We start from the raw sequence: 19,571 nt of genomic DNA on the forward strand, positions 1-19,571 counted from the left end.
GTTTGAAAACAGGGGCAAACCAATATCTTAAACTAGCATTTAAGCTCATCTTCCTATTCGTATTTTTCTTTTTGGCAGCCGAAACTTCGTTTGCCCAAGAGACTGATGAAGAGGAGACGAACGAGCAGGAAACCGATTCAGTAAAAACAGGATTTTCCCTGGGTCGCTTGGTACTCGAAAACCCTGAGAGTATTGTTACCAAATATATTTACAATCCCAAACTTGACCGATATATCTACAATGAGAGTATCGGCGACTTTGATATTGGATATCCGATTATCCTCACTCCTGAACAATATTTAGAACTGGTTCGCAAAGAGGGCATCAAAGATTATTTCAAGGAAAAATCGGATGCCTACTCCGGAAAAAAAAGAAGGTAGCGAAGAGGCCCGAAAAAATTTGCTTCCCAATTTCTATGTCAACAATGATTTCTTTCAATCCGTTTTTGGCGGAAATACCATAGAAGTGATTCCTCAAGGATCGGTGGCTATGGATTTGGGTGTAATTTGGCAGAAGAACGACAATCCTTCCTTATCCCCAAGAAACCGTACGAACCTATCTTTCGATTTTGATCAGCGTATCAGTTTGAGTATGTTGGGTAAAATAGGGGAACGTCTTCAGGTTACCGCAAACTACGATACCGAGGCCACTTTTGATTTTCAGAACATCGTAAAGTTGGATTATACCCCGACCGAAGATGATATTCTCAGAAAAATTGAGGTGGGTAATGTGAATATGCCACTGAACAGTTCTTTGATAACTGGTGCACAAAGTCTATTCGGTGTCAAGACCCAAATGCAATTCGGTAAAACCATGGTTACGGCTGTATTCTCTGAGCAGCGTTCGCAGAACAATACAGTAGTTGCGCAGGGCGGCGGAACGATCAACGAATTTTCATTGACCGCTTTGGATTACGATGAGGATAAGCACTTCTTTCTTTCCCATTTTTTTAGGGATAATTATGACGAAGCACTTCAAAGCTACCCTTATATAAGAAGCCAAGTACAAATAACAAGACTTGAGGTATGGGTTACGAACCGTAGTCAACAGACATTGAACGTTCGAAATGTGGTGGCAATCCAAGATTTAGGAGAGTCGAACGGAGACAACACCCGAGTCGGGCAATCTAGTGGCGCCCCGGCAACATTCTTCAATACTACCTCTGAAAATTTACCAAGAAATGCGGCCAACGCATACAACCCTGAAACGATTGGTACAGGTGCGTTAAACAGTAATATTCGTGATATTGCCACTGTCGAGAGTGGATTCAACGGCGGAAGTTTTGTCGCTGGTTATAATCCGAATCAAGGATTTGATTATGCAATTTTAGAAAATGCCAGAAAACTAGAACCGACCCGTGATTATAGTTTTAATACTCAATTAGGCTACATTTCGTTGAACCAGCGTTTGAGTAATGATGAAGTACTGGGTGTCGCTTACCAATATACTTACAAGGGCCAGGTATACCAGGTAGGGGAATTTGCCAATGGAGGCTTGGATGCAACTACGGTGGCCCAGGGAACCAATGGGGCAAATCCGATCATCGAGAACAATACCTTGATCCTAAAATTATTGAAGAGCAATATTACCAATGTCTCCGATCCCATTTGGGATTTGATGATGAAGAATATTTATTCCACGGGCGCTTTTCGTCTAAGTCAAGATGATTTTAAGATGAATATTCTGTATTCAGACCCCACGCCAAGAAACTATATCACTCCTGCAGACGAGGGCACTTGGCCCGATGGCCTTCAAGAACGAATCCTCTTGGATGTTTTTAATTTGGATCGTTTGAATGTCTATAACGATGTGCAGAGCGGTGGGGACGGATTTTTTGATTTTATTCCTGGGATAACTGTCAATACACAAGGTGGACTCATCATTTTTACCAAGGTAGAACCCTTTGGAAGATATTTGTACGAAACTTTAGGAGGGGGCACGAATTACGAAGACGAAACGGAGCAGACCTACAACGCGAATCAGCGAAAATATGTGTTCCGAAATATGTATACCTCAACAAAAGCTGATTCTTTTGAGGATGCTGAAAAAAACAGGTTCTTGCTAAAAGGGCGCTATAAGTCCGAAGGAACCAACGGAATTCCGATCGGGGCTTTTAACGTTCCCCGTGGATCGGTGCGGGTTACCGCCGGTGGCCGACAATTGCAGGAAGGAATCGACTACACCGTAAACTATCAAGCTGGTACGGTTCAGATCTTGGATCCTAGTTTGGAGGCATCCAATACGCCTATCAATATTTCTGTTGAGAACAATGCCGTTTTCGGGCAACAGACAAGACGCTTCACGGGCGTCAATGTAGAGCACCAGTTCAATAAGAATTTTGTCATGGGCGCTACCTTATTGAATTTAAACGAGCGACCTCTGACCCAGAAGTCAAATTATGGTACAGAGCCTGTAAACAATACTATTTTCGGAGTAAATGGTAATTTCTCGACTGAGATTCCCTTCTTGACGCGAATGGTAAACCACCTGCCTAATATAGATACCGATGTGCCATCGAACCTTTCCGTTCGTGGTGAGGTAGCCTGGTTGCGACCGAACTCTCCAAAAAATGCTGATTTTGAAGGAGAGACCACAACATATTTAGACGATTTTGAAGGAGCTCAGGCTTTGATCGATATTCGATCTTCTTTGGGTTGGACTATGGCCAGTACTCCATTGGAATTTGGTGAAGATCCGAACGAAAAACTATATGGCAATACACCTACCGACCCCAACAACTTATTGAACGGGTACGGAAGGGCCAAAATGGCATGGTACACCATCGACCCAATATTTTATACGAACCAGCGTCCTTCGGACATTAGCGACAGCGATATTTCGACCAATGCCACACGAAGGGTTTTCATCGATGAGGTCTTTCCACAGATCGATGTGGCAATAGGGCAGACCACAGTACAGGGAACATTGGATTTGGCGTATTATCCAAATGAAAAAGGACCTTACAATGCCAATCCTGATTTTGATAATCCCACGAACACACCACCCGAAGAGAAATGGGGCGGTATCATGCGTTCTTTAAGTAGTACCAATTTTGAACAGGCGAACGTAGAGTTTGTGCAGTTCTGGGTCTTGGATCCGTATGTTGATGGTATTGCGACCAATGATAATAATGGTGAGCTCGTCATAAACTTGGGAAATATCTCGGAGGATGTACTTAAAGATGGTAAAAAACAATATGAAAATGGTTTGCCCGATTCGGACAATACTGAATTCCCGTTCGAAACTTCATGGGGAGAAGTTCCACAGACACAGGCTTTGGTCTATGCTTTTGATGCCAATGAGAACAATCGAGCTTTACAGGATATAGGGTATGATGGTCTTGACGATTTGGAAGAGGCCGCAACGTATGACGGACCGTTAGAAGACCCTGCGCGAGATAACTATACCTACTACCTGAACCGTGATGGTGGCATTTTGGAGCGGTATCGCGATTTCAACAACCCAGATGGTAACTCGCCGGTGACGGTAACCAACACCAATAGGGGATCGACAACCTTGCCCGATGTGGAAGATATCGATCGCGACCTGACCATGAATACGGTGAACAGCTACTACGAATATCGTATTGCTATTAAACCGTTTACTACGACAAATGACAAGTATGTTACCGATATCAAGGAAGATGTGACTCCTGAACTTCCTGATGGTTCTACTCTGGAAAGAAGATGGATCCAATATAAAATTCCATTAAGTGATTTCACGAATGCCGTTGGCGGAATTACCGATTTCCGTTCCATTAGTTTTATGAGAATGTACCTTACCGGCTTCTCCGATGATGTGGTGCTGCGATTCGCCAGTCTTGATTTGGGTAGAAGTGATTGGCGTGCGTATACGAAGACCTTGCAAGATGAGGCTATTGATAATGACCCTTCGGATGATGGAACTACAGTTGATGTAAATACGGTTAATATTGAGGAGAATGAAGGAAGAATCCCGATTCCGTATGTATTGCCACCCGGAGTGATTCGAGAACGTTTGAACAACAACAATACGATCATTCGTCAAAATGAGGCATCCCTTTCATTTTTGGTTGAAAACTTGCAGTCGCAAGATTCACGTGGTGTTTTCAAGAATTTAGATATAGACATTCGGCAATATGAAAAGATAAAAATGTTCATGCATGCCGAGGAAATCGATCAAAGTGATTTTCCCGAGAGTACGAAGCCCTTAGTGGGTTTTTTAAGAATAGGAACCGACTTTTCCCAGAACTTCTATCAAATAGAACTACCGTTGGAATTCACTAGCTGGGGTGCGTCCTCAGAAGATGAAGTTTGGCCCGAAGCCAATAGGATGGATGTAGCTTTATCAGATTTGAATAAAATAAAATCGCTTCGTCTCACCCAAAATGTGCCCGGTGGCACGGCGTTGAACGAGTTAACTTTTTTCGATGTTTTGGACGGTGAGATTATCCCGGTAACCGAATTCGCCCCAAGGCCTGAGGGTAGCCTTCGTATTGGAATACGGGGTAATCCTTCTTTGGGAAGTATTCGAAGTATGATGGTAGGGGTCAAGAATATTGATAACTTGCCTGCACGGGGCGAGGTATGGTTCAACGAAATGCGCTTGGTAGGATTGGACAATAATGGTGGATGGGCCGCCGTAGCCGCGGTCGATGCCAATATTGCCGATTTTGCAAGCGTATCGGCGACCGGGGGTAGAAGTACTTCCGGCTTCGGTGCCATTGACCAAATGCCGAATGAAAGGTTGCGTGAAGATGCGATTTCGTACGACGTTGTGACCAATGTGAACCTAGGCCAAATGCTTCCTAAAAAATGGGGAATTCAATTACCGTTCAATTATGGTATTTCCGAAGAGATGATAACTCCAGAATTTGATCCGGTCTATGACGATTTGAAACTACAGGATAGAATTGACGTTGCTCCCGAAACCTCTACCGACGGAACACCTACGAAAAAAGATATTCAAGAGCAGGCCGAAGATTATACCAAACGAACCAGTATCAATTTTATAGGGGTTCGTAAAGAGCGTGGCGAAGAGGCCGATGCGAATTTCTACGATATCGAGAATTTTACGTTTAATTATTCGTACAACGAGACCGACCATCGTGATTTCGAAATTGCCAATTTGCGGGATCAAAACGTAAATACCGGTTTTGTATACAACCATGCTTTCGAACCGGTGGAAGTAGCTCCTTTTGCCAAAAAAGATTCCCTTTTTACAGGAAGGTATTGGAAATGGCTAAAAGATTTAAACCTGAGCCTATTGCCGGCCACGGTATCGATGAACGCAGATATAAATCGACAGTTCAACCAACAACGTTTTAGGGATGTTGCCGAACCAGGAATCGAAAAATTGGTCTTGCCCGAATTACAACAACGAAATTATCAGTTCAATTGGCAGTATGCCGTAAATTATAGTTTGACCAAATCACTTCGTTTGAATCTGACGGGAAGCAACAACCGTATTGTACGAAACTATTTTGGCGATGAATTGGATGAGAACAATAACCAAGAAATCTTGAACGAGCTTAATCTCTGGGATGGTTTCTTTGATATCGGAATCCCCAATCGCCATGCCCAGCAGATGGAGCTGAACTATGAGTTGCCGTTCGCCAAAATACCTGCTCTGGACTTTATTAGTGCCCAATACAGTTACAGGAGTAATTTTGATTGGCAACGAGGTGGTGATGCCTTGAACTTGGGCATTGCCGAGCAGTTGGCCGAACAGCGTGCTTTGCATACGGGTCAACCTGTTGTTCCTGTTGATCCCCGTGCCGTTACATCGATAAATACCGTACAGAACGCGAACAGCCATAATATCACCGCTTCTATGAGTATGCAGAAGTTTTATGACCAGTTGGGACTTAAGAAACGAGATGGAAAAACAACGGCCAATGCTGCACCGGTTCGAAAGGATAAAGCGGGCAACCCTGCGAAGGGCCAAGAGACAAAAAATAAGACCAGCGGACTGTTCAATACCGCAGTGGATGTCTTGACGATGGTCAAACGATTGAATGTCAACTACAGCGAAACCAATGGGACGGTCTTGCCAGGGTATACGCAATCCATTGGTTTTGTGGGTACCGCAAGACCTACGATCGGCTTCGTTTTCGGTAGTCAGGCAGATGTACGTTTTGAGGCCGCGCGTAGGGGTTGGCTAACCGGTTTCAATGAGTTTAACGAGCAGTTTATTCAGAATACGAACAAACAATTGAATATTACGGCAACCGCCCAACCGATGCAGGATTTAACCATTGATTTGGTGGCCGACCGACAATACGCAAATAGTTTACAAGAAAATTTTAATGTTGAAGCTTGGCTAGACCCAGACGATCAGTTGGAAGCCCTTGCCAATAATTACGGCAATTTCAGTATTTCTACAATGATGATCGGTACGGTCTTTGGCAAAAGTGATGAGTTTACCTCGGAAAACTTCGAGAAATTCAAGGAAAACAGAATCACCATTGCCAATCGTTTGGCTGCCGATAGGGGAGAAACGCCTGGTACGAACGGTAACTTCCCGGTAGGGTACGGCAATACGCAACAAGATGTATTATTGCCGGCTTTCTTTGCTGCATATACAGGGCAAGATGCCAATCGGGTGAATCTCGATGTTTTCCGTAAGATACCCATCCCGAATTGGAACGTTAAGTATACTGGCTTGATGCGCAACAAATGGTTTAAAAAGAAATTCAAACGTTTTTCATTGAGCCATGGATATCGTGCCGCTTATAGCATAAATTCGTTTCAAACAAATTTGGAAAGAACCCAATTGCTCTCAGAAAATATAAATCCTGTAGATGAAAACGGCGATTTCTTACCGGAACTCATCTTGAACAATGTGGTTTTGACAGATCAGTTCAACCCCTTGATGCGGGTCGATTTTGAAATGAAAAACTCTATCAGTGTTCTGGCCGAAGTCCGTACCGACAGAACCTTGTCCCTAAGTTTTGATAACAGCTTGATGACCGAGATCAATGGAAAGGAATATACGGTTGGCCTAGGCTATCGCGTCAAAGATGTTCAGTTCGTGACCAATATCGGGGGTAACAAAACTAGGCTAAAAGGAGATCTGAACTTAAAAGCCGATGTTACGCTTCGAGACAACATTACCATCATACGAAACTTGGATATCGACAACAACCAGATTACCTCGGGGCAGAACTTGTTATCCATTAAATTCGGGGCCGAGTACGCCTTGAGCAAGAATTTGGCGGCCTTGTTTTTTTATGACCATTCATTCTCTCAATTTGCAGTTTCTACGGCATTTCCTCAGACGACCATCAATACCGGTTTTACGCTTCGATATAATTTTGGGAATTAGAAATGAATTTGTAATTCCGTTCTTTTTTATCATTCCGACGAAGGAGGAATCCCACGCCCCGTTTCTCCGTCCAAGAGATACCTCGTACCTTGGAATGGCAGCTCGGTTCGTTATTTCTGACTTTTGTAAAATTTTACTTTGAAGTTCTAATCTTTAAATTACACAGTAGTGAGCATCACAAAATGTAATTTATGTTTTGAAATCCTTCCTATAATCATTTACATTTGTTTTCCTAAAAAAATTAGAATGAACATACCATCAGAGTTAAAGTATACCAAAGATCACGAATGGATAAAAATGGAAGGTGAAGTAGCCACGGTGGGCATCACAGATTTTGCTCAGGGAGAATTGGGAGATATCGTTTACGTAGAAGTCGAGACCTTGGACGAAACCTTGGAACAAGAGGAAGTCTTCGGAACCGTAGAGGCCGTAAAAACCGTTTCAGACCTTTTTTTGCCTTTGAGCGGTGAGATCGTTGAATTCAACGAGGCGCTTGAAGACGAGCCTGAAAAGGTAAACGCTGATCCTTATGGAGAAGGTTGGATGGTAAAAATCAAGATAAGCGATGCCTCACAAGTCGACGGTTTGTTAAGTGCGGAAGATTACAAAGCATTGATAGGTGCTTAAAAAGCATTTCTATAAAATCGCATATCTAAGCTGGATGGTGTTCGTAACATGGTCCAGCTTATTTTCTTTCAAGGATACCGACCTGCCCAAATTTGAAATTCCGTATTTGGACAAGGCCGTTCATTTCACCTTTTATTTTATGGCCGTAGTTCTCGGTATGATGGCCGTTCGCGAGTATTCGAAAGGTAGGGCCGACTACAGAAAATCCTTGTTTTATACTTTTTTGGCAATGCTATTTTTTGGTATAATTATTGAAGTGGTTCAGTACGCATTCACTTTGGACAGAACGGGTGATATCTTTGATGGTGTGGCCAATGCCGTAGGTGCTTTGTTCGGTGTTTTGGCCATAAAACTCCTTTTTTCAAGGAACGGTAGATTAAATTGGAAGCAATAATTGCTTTTTTTACAATTATTTAATTAAATTAGCGAACATTAAATTTGAAAGATTATGGAACCGAAAAAGAATCCCAAAGCTGATTTGACTAAAAACAGTGCGCTCTATTTTGTTATGGGGTTGTTCGCTGTTATGTTGTTAACTTACATTGCTTTTGAGTGGAAAACGTACGACAAAACGAATGATTATGACATCTCAATGAATGTGGAGGACATGTTGGACGAAGAAGTTCCGATGACGGAGCAGCTTAAAACACCACCGCCACCACCGCCTCCGGCAGCACCTGAGATAATCGAAGTCGTTGAAGATGAGGAAGAAGTGGAAGAAACGATTATCGAGTCTACCGAGACGAGTCAAGAAGAAATCGTTGAAATTGATGATGTAGAAGTTGAAGAAGTAGTAGAAGATGTCGACGTACCTTTTGCGGTCATTGAAGATGTGCCGATTTTCCCAGGTTGTGAAGGCGAGAAAGGAAAGGGTGCAAAGGCAATGCGGGATTGTTTCAATACCATGATTCAAAAGCACGTTGTAAAGAACTTTAGATATCCTGAAATTTCTCAAGAAATGGGTGTACAGGGTAAAGTGTATGTCAATTTCGTTATTCAAAAAGATGGAAGCATAGGTAGTGTTAGAATGCGTGGGCCGGACAAGAATCTTGAAGGCGAAGCTGCCAGAATTATCGGAAAGCTTCCAAAAATGACTCCAGGTAAACAAAGGGGTAGAGCGGTACGGGTTCCATTTAGTTTGCCCATTACTTTCAAATTGCAATAAGTTCACAACTATAAAACAAAAAGCCGGACCATATGGTCCGGCTTTTTGTTTTAGATCACCTTGCTAATCAGACGTCTTCAAGCTCGTATAGAATATTTCTTTCATACGCTCAGGTTTGATAAAGTTGGCCCCGTGCGAAGTATCGTATTTTTCGGTCAATTTGGTATTGGCCTGAATATCTTCCAGTGATCTGCCCGCCTCAATTTCCTTTAGTATGATATCCTTAATCTCTTCGAGCATCGCAATAGAGCTTTCCAATTCTTTTTTGGTGGAGGGTCTACCGTGTCCGGGAACTATTTTAGTATCCTCATTGATTACGGTCAAGGCCTTTTTTTGCGCTTTTATAAACCCATCGACACTGCCCCCGCTATCCAAATCAATATATGGATATCGACCTGCAAAATAAGTATCGCCCATATGTAATACATTATTTTCCAAAAAATAGACCATGGCGTCTCCATCGGTGTGGGCATTGTGCACATGAAATGCCATGATGGTCTCACTTCTATCATAAAAGGTGATGTCATCTGAAAAAGTAACCTCAGGAAGTATTTTGAGGGCCACATTGGCCGTCATCTTTTTTTCATTCACAGCTTTTATTTGATTTTGGACCAAACGCTTCCTGACATTGTCATGGGCCACGACATGAATATCAGTCGAATTGATAGTGGCATTACCGCCTGTATGATCACCATGAAAATGCGTATTGAATAGAAATGCGATAGGTTTGTCGGTCAAAGAACGGATAGCGGTCTTGATTTTATTGCTAAGGTGTTCGAATTGATCGTCGATCATAAAAACATGGTCGTTACCGACATAGATACCGATGTTGCCCCCTTGACCTGTTAGCATGTACATATCGTTGGAAAGTGTATCGATGGTGATGACAACATCGTTGTCTTGCGCGTTTAGGTTTCCGATAAAAAAAATAGAAAGAAGAAAGATGGGGAACATTTTAATTTTGTGCATAGCATTAAGGTTTTTAGTTAAGAGATTGTTTTGAAATATGTGATTAGAATTATTATAGGTCATTTTTGATGCCGGTTTAGGCAAAATTTTCTAGCATAGCCGCAGCTACGGTATAAAATTTTAACAAAGAACGGCGCAAAAAGAGGCAAAAAAATAATCGACATATTTCAAAATAGTCTCTAAAATTTAAGGTATTCAAAGATAAGATAAATAGAGCCGAATGGTTGTGAAAAAAGCACTGGCGGGTTATCTTTGCAATCTTATTTCAAAGGGATAATGAAAACTGCGGTCGGAGCGGCCAAAAGCAACTCAATGAGTTTGGTTTTAGCTGATTTTAAAGAAATTACCAAAGCGCGACTGGCTATCAGTGTGGTTTTCTCCTCTATCGCGGGATATTTCCTCGGAGCCTATCAACTAGACCTCTATTCGATTTTTTTACTTGCTTTTGGTGGTTACTGTATGGTAGGCGCATCCAACGCCTACAATCAAGTTATCGAAAAAGATTTGGATGCGTTAATGAACCGCACCAAAAATCGGCCGATCCCGTCAGGTCGCATGTCGGTCAATAGGGCTTTGGTCATAGCCATTGTGATGACTGTTCTGGGGGTTGTCTCGCTCTACGTCCTAAATCCGAAAACAGCTATGTTCGGTGCAATTTCCATATTTCTGTACACCAGTGTCTATACGCCGCTGAAGACCAAAACTCCCCTTTCGGTATTCGTAGGGGCTTTTCCTGGGGCCATTCCGTTCATGCTGGGCTGGGTGGCGGCAACGAACGATTTTGGCATCGAACCCGGAACATTGTTCATGATTCAGTTTTTCTGGCAATTCCCTCATTTTTGGGCTTTGGGGTGGATGCTCGACGAAGACTATAAAAAGGGAGGCTTTAAAATGCTTCCAACAGGAAAGAAAGATAAGGGCACGGCATTACAGATTATCATGTATACCATTTGGATGATGATCATCTCCGTCATACCTGTTTTCGGTATCACGGGAAGATTGCAATTGTCCATAGTGGCCGCGATTATCATATTCTTAATGGGCGGTGTCATGTTGTTTTTTGCCTTCCGTTTGTTCGAAAGGCGAGATAACGCATCAGCAAGGCAATTGATGTTGGCCAGCGTGAGCTATATTACCTTGATGCAAATCGTTTACGTAATCGATAAATTTATCTAGATTCCTGCTTTGCAGGATTGAAATTAAAAAGTTAACAATGGATCTGACCGAAGGCACACAGTACGAGAAAGATGGTAGGGCAAAAAAAATGATGCTGTGGTTCGGTATTGTAAGTCTTCTAATGGCCTTTGCCGGGTGGACGAGCGCCTATATCGTAAGTAGTTCACGAGAAGATTGGTTGTCCGATTTGGAGTTGCCATCCTCTTTCTTCATTAGTACGGGTGTCATTATTATAAGTAGTATTACCTATATATTGGCAAAAAATGCGATACAAAAAGGTAACAAAAGCACCTGTACAAAGCTGCTTTGGGCAACGCTTGTACTTGGTATTGTTTTTGTCGTTCTGCAATTCAGGGGATTTTCTGAAATGGTGGCCCAGGGCTATTATTTTACCGGGCCGACCAGCAATATAAAATTGTCTTACGTTTTTTTGATAGCCATGGTACACATCGTTCACGTGGCGGCAGGTATAATTTCATTGTTGGTAGTATTGTACAATCAGATGAAGGGAAAGTATTCGGCTACCCGATTTTTGGGAATATCATTGGGAGCGACCTTTTGGCATTTTTTAGACCTATTGTGGGTGTATTTGATGTTGTTTATGATGTTCGTGAAATAATATTTTCGAATATTCAGGGTTTTCATAACGAATCGCTTTTGTATAGATGAAAAAAATGTAAATTTGTGCGACTTCTAATCATACTTTAAAACTTTATGGATTCTACGGTATCAACGACTACGGAAGAAAACGTTTGGGGAGGCGGAAATCGACCTTTAGGTGCGAGCTATGGCAAATTAATGATGTGGTTTTTCCTCGTCTCCGATGCCCTGACTTTTTCCGGTTTCTTGGCCTCTTATGGCTTTTCAAGATTTAAATTTATCGAAACTTGGCCTATAGCAGATCAGGTTTTTACACACGTACCGTTTTTTCACGGCAATTACCCGATGTATTATGTTGCGTTCATGACCTTTATACTGATCATGTCTTCGGTCACTATGGTATTGGCGGTTGATGCGGGGCATAAAATGAAAAAAGATGCCGTGATCTGGTATATGTTCTTGACCATTATCGGAGGTGCCATTTTCGTAGGTTCCCAAGCATGGGAGTGGGCGACGTTTATCAAGGGCGATTATGGCGCAATTGAAACCAAAGGAGGAAGAATTCTACAATTCGTAAAGGCCGATAGCGGTGAACGTGCCGCTTTAGGAGATTTTTCGAAGACAATTCCGGATCAACGGGATGAGCTTACCAGAAATGAAGGGGTCTGGTTTATGTCTGAAGGTTATCTACCAAGCTACTCCGTAAATGAAGTTGTCGAAGGTTTTCGGGCGAACCCGAATATTTTGATTCGAACGGAGACTATTAATGATGAGGGAGAAAAAGTGGTGTTGAACCGAGAAGATTCATTAAAGAAGTTGAACGATGCCGCTCTAGTAGTGGAAGGCGCCAACCTTATTCGAAATGAATATGGTAGTAGACTTTTTGCCGATTTCTTTTTCTTTATAACTGGGTTTCATGGTTTCCACGTATTTTCTGGTGTGGTTATCAATATCATTATCTTTTTTAATGTGATCCTGGGCACCTATGAGCGACGCGGACACTATGAGATGGTAGAAAAAGTCGGACTCTATTGGCACTTCGTGGATTTGGTTTGGGTATTCGTATTTACCTTCTTTTATTTGGTATAATTTTTATTCCCTCGTAGACGGGAATCCGTTTAATAATTTTATTAAGGCATGGCACACGCACACAAACTGGAAATTTTTAGGGGACTTTTAAAATTCAAGTCCAACACCCAAAAGATTTGGGGAGTATTGGTTTTTTTAACTATCGTTACAGCTATTGAAGTTGCTCTGGGTATTTTGAAACCCGCTGCACTTACGGGTACCTCTTTTCTTGGGATGAAATTATTGAATTGGATATTTATTGGCCTAACCCTGGTCAAGGCGTATTATATCGCATGGGATTTCATGCACTTAAGGGATGAAAAGAGTGCCTTGCGAAGAGCCATAGTATGGACTCCGATTTTCTTGGTACTTTATTTGGTCTTTATCCTTCTTTTTGAAGCGGATTATATATACAACGTATTCAAGGACGGTTTTGTGAAATGGAACTTTTAGAAAAGTTATTTTCTATAAAATTAACAGCATGTAAAGACGGTTTCAATACCGTCTTTTTTATTTTTGCCTAGACATTGTTTGATGAGTACTTTGCTTTAAAATTTAATTTTTGGCGTTCCGTATTATGAAAAAAACCTTTGTGCTTACCGTTCTTTTTGTTTTACCTGTGGTGGTATATCTTTTTTTTGCTTCGGGGGTAAATAATTTCGGGAAACTTTCGGTGCTTACTGAAAATATTGCTGAAATAAACGATAATCCTGAAGGGATATCCCTAGAGAATAAGATTACGGTTTTAGGTTTTTTGGGCGATAATGTCGATTTAAAAAAAGGCAACGCCTTCAACCTGAACCAGAAAATCTACAAGCGGTTTTACCAATTTGATGACTTTCAGTTTGTGATGGTGATGCCAAAAGGAACGGAGGAAAAAACCGAGGCCTTAAAAAAAGAACTAGGTACCTTTTCGGATATTGAAAAATGGAATTTTGTTTTTATGGAGAAAGAACAGGTCACCACGTTCTTCAAGTCACTTAAAACAGATTTGTTATTGGATGCGAACATGGGAACTCAATATGTATTTATTATCGACAAGGAGAGAAATCTTCGAGGTCGTGACGATGATGAAGATGTGGGCACGAAATTTGGTTTTAACGCTATTTCTGTAGCCGATTTGAACAACAAGATGGTTGACGATGTCAAAATCATTTTAGCCGAGTACAGATTGGCCCTCAAGAAGAATACGGCAGGTAGAAAAAACTGAAGATGAAGAATAAATACACGTACGTTTGGGTATCGCTCATAATCCTGGTTTTCGGTATTATCTTCATTCCAAAAATTGTTGATCGGATTAGAGCGGGTACCGTGGTACAGAACGACCGTATGAATGTCAAGGATAATTCCCAAGAACTTTCATACGTTCTTTTGAACGGAAAAAGAGAAGGGTTCCCAATTTTGAGTTCATTAATCAAGATAGTCTTCTCATTACGGATAAAGATTATAAGGGAAAAGTATTTGTGGTAGAGTTTTTCTTTACTTCGTGCCCATCCATCTGTCCGGTTATGACAAAGAATCTAGTTCAGCTCCAAGAAGAATTCGGGAAATCGGATGCCTTCGGAATCGCTTCATTTTCGATTACCCCAGACTACGATACCCCGCAGGTATTAAAAGAATACGCGGAGAAATATGGAATAACCGATATGGATTGGCATTTGATGACCGGCGATAAGGAAAAAATCTTTGACTTGGCGAACAGTGGCTTTAATATTTTTGCTGCTGAGGCTCCCGATGTTCCTGGTGGGTTTGAGCATTCGGGTCTTTTTGCCTGGTAGACAAAAAGGGATACATAAGATCAAGGGTTGACGATTTTGGTAACCCCATTGTCTATTATCGAGGTGCGATTACAGAATCACAAGGCGAGAATGATCATGGCGAAACCGAACAAATGAGTGCGCTAAAAGAAGATATTGCAAAACTATTGAACGAATAGTATGGAAACTATTTCGGCAAAAGAAAAGAAGTTTAATAGATTGATTACGGTGGTGTCAATCGTTGTGCCCTTGGTAGTTGCTATTTTGTTCGGGGTGAAGATTCCGAATGTAGAACGGCTCGGATTTCTTCCGCCGATATACGCATCGATAAATGGGCTAACAGCCGCATTGTTACTGGTGGCGGTATGGTCCATAAAAAATGGAAAGCGTAAACTTCATCAAAATCTAATGACTTTCTGTATTGTCTTATCCGTGTTGTTTCTGTTGATGTACATTACCTATCATATGACCGCTGATTCAACGAAATTCGAGGGTGAAGGTCTTATTCGTTATGTTTACTTTTTTATTTTGATTTCCCATATCGGGTTGTCTATCGCTATAATTCCGTTGGTTCTGAAAACATATGCAAGGGCATATTTGGGTAAGTTTGAGGCACACCGAAAATTGGCAAGAATTACGTTTCCAATATGGTTTTATGTGGCTGTTACGGGCGTTGTGGTCTATTTGATGATTTCACCATATTATTCTTGAGAGCTGCTTATGGTCGGTAAATGTCCATTTAAAAGTGCTGCGAAGCACCAGATGTTATGAAAAAAAGACTTGTAATATTAATATTGGTAACGCTGTTACTTCCTCAGTTCATCGATGCGCAATGTGCCATGTGCCGTGCCGTACTTGAAAGTGGCGGCAATACCGAGACTGCTGAAGGTATAAACAACGGCATTGTTTATTTGATGGCCATCCCCTATGTTTTGGTAGCTGGTCTTTTCTACTTTGTTTATCGGAAAATGAGGAATTGACCCGGTGTTAATGAATTTTAACACTTTTTAAGAAATTCGGCTGTAACAATAACATAACATTATAGTCTTATTAAAGCACAATAGCTTTATTGTGCTCATCAATCAAAATCAATCTCATGTTCGACATCGAAAGATGGCAAGAAATCTTTGATACTATCCGTAAAAATAGATTACGGACGATTCTTACTGGCCTTTCGGTAGCTTCCGGCATTTTTATTCTCGTAATCTTATTGGGTTTTGGGCAAGGTATGCAAAATGGTATTGCCCAAGAATTTGAGGAGGATGCGAGCAACCGTCTTGGGGTTTGGACCCAAGTAACGACGAAGGAATACAAAGGACTCAATCCTGGACGCCCTATCCGATTGAGAAATGAGAACTACAAGTATATCGAGGATAAATACGCCGATCAATTGGAGTACAAGTCCCCCAATTTTAGGGTATTCAATGCCAGTATCAACTACAAAAAGGAATCTGGAGCCTATTCTGTTCAGGGCATTTCTCCCGAATACCAGTTTATTGAAAACGAATTCATTTCACAAGGGCGATTCTTAAACTACAAAGATCATGAGACGGTTTCCAAGGTCGCGGTAATCAGTAATAAAGTTCATAGAGAACTGCTTCAAAACGAGGAGAATCCCGTTGGGCGAGAATTGAAAATAGCCGATTTGAGCTTTCAGATAATCGGTGTTTATGGAGATAAGGGTGGTGAACGCGAAGAGGATCGTATTTATATCCCATTAAGTACAGGGCAGCGTGTTTTTAACGGTGGGGATAGCTTGAACATGATGTACTTTACCCTGAAACCGGCCGCTACCTTTGAACAGACTTTGAAAGAGTCGATAAAGTTCACCGAAGAAATGAAGACCTACCTTAAACAAGCTCATACCGTTGCCCCAGATGATGAGAGCGCGATAAATACCTTCAACACTTTGGAGAATGTACAGCGATTTATGAATTTGATTGGTGGCATCAAATTTTTCTTTTGGTTTGTAGGTGTCTGTACGATAATTGCCGGTATTGTTGGTGTAAGCAATATCATGTTGATCATCGTTAAAGAACGGACTCGCGAAATAGGGATTAGAAAAGCATTGGGTGCCAAACCCTGGTCGATTATCGGTATGATTTTGCACGAGGCGATTTTCGTAACGGCGGTGTCCGGTTTTGGCGGACTCATTTTCAGCATGGGGCTTTTGGAACTGGTAGGCCCACATGTTGAAGTCGACTATGTTGTTAATCCCTCCATTGATTTTAATGTTGCCTTTACGACTGTCTTACTGTTGATTTTTGCGGGTACGTTGGCCGGTTTTTTCCGGCGTGGCGTGCTGCAAAAATCAAGCCTATTGAAGCTTTAAAAGAAGAATAAAACCAAAGTACAAATGTTCAAAAGAGATCGCTGGAACGAGATTTTGCAAGTGCTGACCACGAATTGGTTCAGGACGGTGCTTACGGCGTTCGGCGTTTTTTGGGGCATTTTGATTCTGATTATTCTTCTGGCGGCCGGCAAGGGTCTTGAAAATGGTATACGTGCCGATTTCGGTGATATTGCCACCAATACCATGTTCATGTGGACCCGTACGGCGACAAAACCATATAAGGGACTTCCTAAAGATAGACGGTTTAACTATAAGACTAGAGATGTGGCGGATATTTGGGAAAATGTGGAAGGTTTGCAATATGTTTCGCCAAGAAACCAGCTAGGTGATTTTCGGGGTTCCAATAATGTTGTACGTGGATTAAAATCAGGTGCCTTCAGTGTGTATGGCGATTATCCTGAGATTATTAAGCAAGAACCCATGGATATTACCTCCGGCAGATTCATAAATCAAGGCGATATCAATGAAAAGCGAAAAGTGGCCGTTATCGGTGTCGATGTTAGAAATAGTCTGTACGATCAGGAGAGGATTATTTGGGTACCTATATCAAAATCAACGATGTCAATTTTATGGTCATAGGAACCTATAAAAAAACCAACGTGGATGGTGATAGTGAAAATGCGCAACGGGAAATCTATATTCCCTTCACGTCTTTTTCCCAGGCCTTCAATATGGGGGATACTGTTGGTTGGATGGCTATAACCGCGGTTGATGAAGTTCCGATTACCAATATCAAGGAACAGATTATCAACTTAATGAAAGAGAATCATAAAATCCACCCGGAAGATACAAGGGCAATAGGTTTCTTTGATTTAAACGAACAATTTCAGAGGGTTGTAAGTCTTTTCGGAGCCTTGGAGCTCATCGCTTATTTCGTCGGTATATTGGTGTTGCTGTCTGGAATAATCGGGGTCAGCAATATCATGCTGATTGTTGTTAAGGAACGTACTAAGGAAATTGGTATTCGACGTGCATTGGGCGAAAGCCCATGGTCCATCAAAAAGCAGATTTTGATGGAGTCGATTTTTCTTACCATTATATCAGGAATGGCGGGTATAGCGTTCGGGGCCTTGATAATTTATGGGATAAATTATTTATTGGAAGTTAGTGGTCCCGTTATGATGTTCGTGAACCCGAGCGTGAATTTGGGTGTTGTAACGATAGCATTGATCATCTTGATAGTATCGGGTTTGTTCGCAGGGTTCATTCCTGCCAATAGCGCCATAAAAGTCCGACCTATTGAGGCACTGAGAAGGGAATAAAGGATATGATTTCTAAAATGACTAAAAAATATACATCAATCAATCTAAATAGATTTTCGCCTTCGCGGAAATGACAATAAATTCAAATCAAAATGAAGAAAAAAGTAACCGTCATCATATTATTGTTCATCGTCATCGCTTTTGGCGGGGCTATGTATTATCTGTATTCAAAAAATGCGGAAGATCCGGTAGTGTACGAAACTGAAACTCCGTCGACCCAGACCATCGTAAAGAAAACCGTCGCGACCGGAAGCATCTTACCGTTAGAAGAAGTACTTATCAAACCCAATATTTCAGGGGTTATCGAGGAGGTATTCGTTGAAGGCGGAGATTTTGTTAAATCGGGAGATCTTTTGGCACGTATTAAAGTAGTACCCAATCTTAGTGCTCTTAACGATGCCAGAAATACTATTGAGGATGCCAAGATTGCATTGGAAGATCAGAAAAGAAATCTCGATCGCCAAAAAAGCCTCTTTGAAAAAGGGGTGGTCTCTCAAGTCGATTTGGAGCGGGCACAACTTACGTTTGATCAAGCCAAACAATCGTACGCGGCGGCGAACAAAAGATACGATATTGTGAAGACCGGAACCACGAAAGGTTTCGGCAATTCGGCAAACACTCAAATACGTGCCACTGTTAGTGGTATGGTTCTCGAAGTTCCTGTAGAGGTCGGCAATCAAGTCATTGAGGCCAATAACTTTAATGAAGGTACTACCATAGCCGCGATCGCCGATGTTGAAAAGATGATTTTCGAGGGCAAGGTTGATGAATCCGAAGTGGGTAAAATCAGGGAGAACCTGCCTTTGGAAATTACCGTGGGAGCCATTGAGAATGCCGTTTTTGATGCCGTATTGGATTATATCGCACCCAAAGGAAATGCCGAAAACGGTGCCATCCAGTTTGAGATAAAGGGAACCTTGAATAAACAGGACACGACCTTCATCAGAGCTGGACTTAGTGCCAACGCTTCTATCATTCTAGGTCGTGCCGATAGTGTAATGGCCGTCAAAGAGGCTCTGGTCCAATTTGACGGAAAAACCAAAAAACCCTTCGTTGAAGTAGCCACAGGTGACCAGCAATTTGAACGACGCGATTTGGAGTTGGGCATTAGCGATGGTATCTTCGTCGAGATAAAGTCGGGCATTGACAAAGATGATAAAATCAAGGTATGGAACGCCATCAAGCCCGAAGAATTTGGGGGCTAGATTTATTTAACATAAAATTGAGAGCTAATCTTGTAACAATTTAACACCTTCGGTGTCTTATTCACGTCTTCCCCCTGAGACAAT

The 19,571-nt window shown here is 41.8% G+C and carries 12 protein-coding genes and 4 pseudogenes; 15 read left to right on the forward strand and 1 reads right to left on the reverse strand.

All coding sequences use genetic code 11. From position 1 onward, the window contains the following. Positions 1 to 2 precede the first annotated feature (2 nt). The 4 genes and pseudogenes from sov (at position 3) to N8A86_RS12960 (ending at position 9,097) form a co-directional block, all read left to right on the forward strand. Positions 3 to 7,305 (forward strand): annotated as a pseudogene (gene sov / locus N8A86_RS12945) (T9SS outer membrane translocon Sov/SprA). Positions 7,306 to 7,551: 246 nt separating this feature from the next. After that, positions 7,552 to 7,932 carry a glycine cleavage system protein GcvH gene (gcvH, locus tag N8A86_RS12950; RefSeq protein WP_273565777.1) on the forward strand — a complete coding sequence of 127 codons (381 nt, stop codon included), beginning with the start codon at positions 7,552 to 7,554 and terminating at the stop codon, positions 7,930 to 7,932. Further along, the gene (locus N8A86_RS12955) at positions 7,925 to 8,326 is read left to right on the forward strand and encodes a VanZ family protein (protein ID WP_273565778.1); all 402 of its coding nucleotides are present in this window, start codon (positions 7,925 to 7,927) and stop codon (positions 8,324 to 8,326) included. Before gcvH ends, N8A86_RS12955 begins: the two co-directional genes overlap by 8 nt. A 54-nt stretch (positions 8,327 to 8,380) precedes the next feature. Next, positions 8,381 to 9,097, forward strand: a complete 717-nt coding sequence (locus tag N8A86_RS12960) for an energy transducer TonB (RefSeq protein ID WP_273565779.1) — start codon at positions 8,381 to 8,383, stop codon at positions 9,095 to 9,097. A gap of 63 nt (positions 9,098 to 9,160) precedes the next feature. Here the strand turns inward: N8A86_RS12960 and N8A86_RS12965 are convergent, their stop codons facing one another. Next, positions 9,161 to 10,066 carry an MBL fold metallo-hydrolase gene (locus N8A86_RS12965; protein ID WP_273565780.1) on the reverse strand — a complete coding sequence of 302 codons (906 nt, stop codon included), beginning with the start codon at positions 10,064 to 10,066 and terminating at the stop codon, positions 9,161 to 9,163. A 276-nt stretch (positions 10,067 to 10,342) separates the two neighbouring features. Between N8A86_RS12965 and cyoE the strand changes: the two genes are divergently transcribed. The 11 genes and pseudogenes from cyoE (at position 10,343) to N8A86_RS13020 (ending at position 19,487) form a co-directional block, all read left to right on the forward strand. Then, a complete protein-coding gene (gene cyoE, locus N8A86_RS12970) occupies positions 10,343 to 11,242 on the forward strand; it encodes a heme o synthase (protein ID WP_273565781.1) in 900 nt (299 codons plus the stop codon). 37 nt (positions 11,243 to 11,279) lie between these two features. Further along, the gene (locus N8A86_RS12975) at positions 11,280 to 11,861 is read left to right on the forward strand and encodes a cytochrome c oxidase subunit 3 (RefSeq protein ID WP_273565782.1); all 582 of its coding nucleotides are present in this window, start codon (positions 11,280 to 11,282) and stop codon (positions 11,859 to 11,861) included. 95 nt (positions 11,862 to 11,956) lie between these two features. Then, entirely contained in the window at positions 11,957 to 12,931 is a 975-nt protein-coding gene (locus tag N8A86_RS12980) for a cytochrome c oxidase subunit 3 (RefSeq protein ID WP_273565783.1), read from the forward strand. Between the two features lie 48 nt (positions 12,932 to 12,979). Next, entirely contained in the window at positions 12,980 to 13,363 is a 384-nt protein-coding gene (locus N8A86_RS12985) for a cytochrome C oxidase subunit IV family protein (RefSeq protein WP_273565784.1), read from the forward strand. A gap of 124 nt (positions 13,364 to 13,487) precedes the next feature. Continuing rightward, positions 13,488 to 14,120 (forward strand): hypothetical protein, encoded by a 633-nt coding sequence (locus N8A86_RS12990; RefSeq protein WP_273569067.1) that lies wholly within the window; start codon positions 13,488 to 13,490, stop codon positions 14,118 to 14,120. A gap of 2 nt (positions 14,121 to 14,122) precedes the next feature. After that, positions 14,123 to 14,846, forward strand: a pseudogene (locus N8A86_RS12995) (SCO family protein). A gap of 1 nt (position 14,847) precedes the next feature. Then, positions 14,848 to 15,378 (forward strand): DUF420 domain-containing protein, encoded by a 531-nt coding sequence (locus N8A86_RS13000; RefSeq protein WP_273565785.1) that lies wholly within the window; start codon positions 14,848 to 14,850, stop codon positions 15,376 to 15,378. Positions 15,379 to 15,434: 56 nt separating this feature from the next. Further along, positions 15,435 to 15,647: a hypothetical protein gene (locus tag N8A86_RS13005; RefSeq protein ID WP_273565786.1), complete on the forward strand. Its 213-nt coding sequence runs from the start codon at positions 15,435 to 15,437 to the stop codon at positions 15,645 to 15,647. A 116-nt stretch (positions 15,648 to 15,763) separates the two neighbouring features. After that, positions 15,764 to 17,010: pseudogene (locus N8A86_RS13010) on the forward strand (ABC transporter permease). Positions 17,011 to 17,023: 13 nt separating this feature from the next. Then, a pseudogene (locus tag N8A86_RS13015) lies at positions 17,024 to 18,282 on the forward strand (ABC transporter permease). A 92-nt stretch (positions 18,283 to 18,374) separates the two neighbouring features. Further along, complete coding sequence (locus N8A86_RS13020; protein WP_273565787.1) at positions 18,375 to 19,487, forward strand: efflux RND transporter periplasmic adaptor subunit; 1,113 nt, start codon at positions 18,375 to 18,377, stop codon at positions 19,485 to 19,487. Positions 19,488 to 19,571 lie beyond the last annotated feature (84 nt).

This window comes from Maribacter halichondriae (assembly GCF_027474825.1).
GTDB classification, from domain to species: Bacteria; Bacteroidota; Bacteroidia; order Flavobacteriales; family Flavobacteriaceae; genus Meishania; species Meishania halichondriae.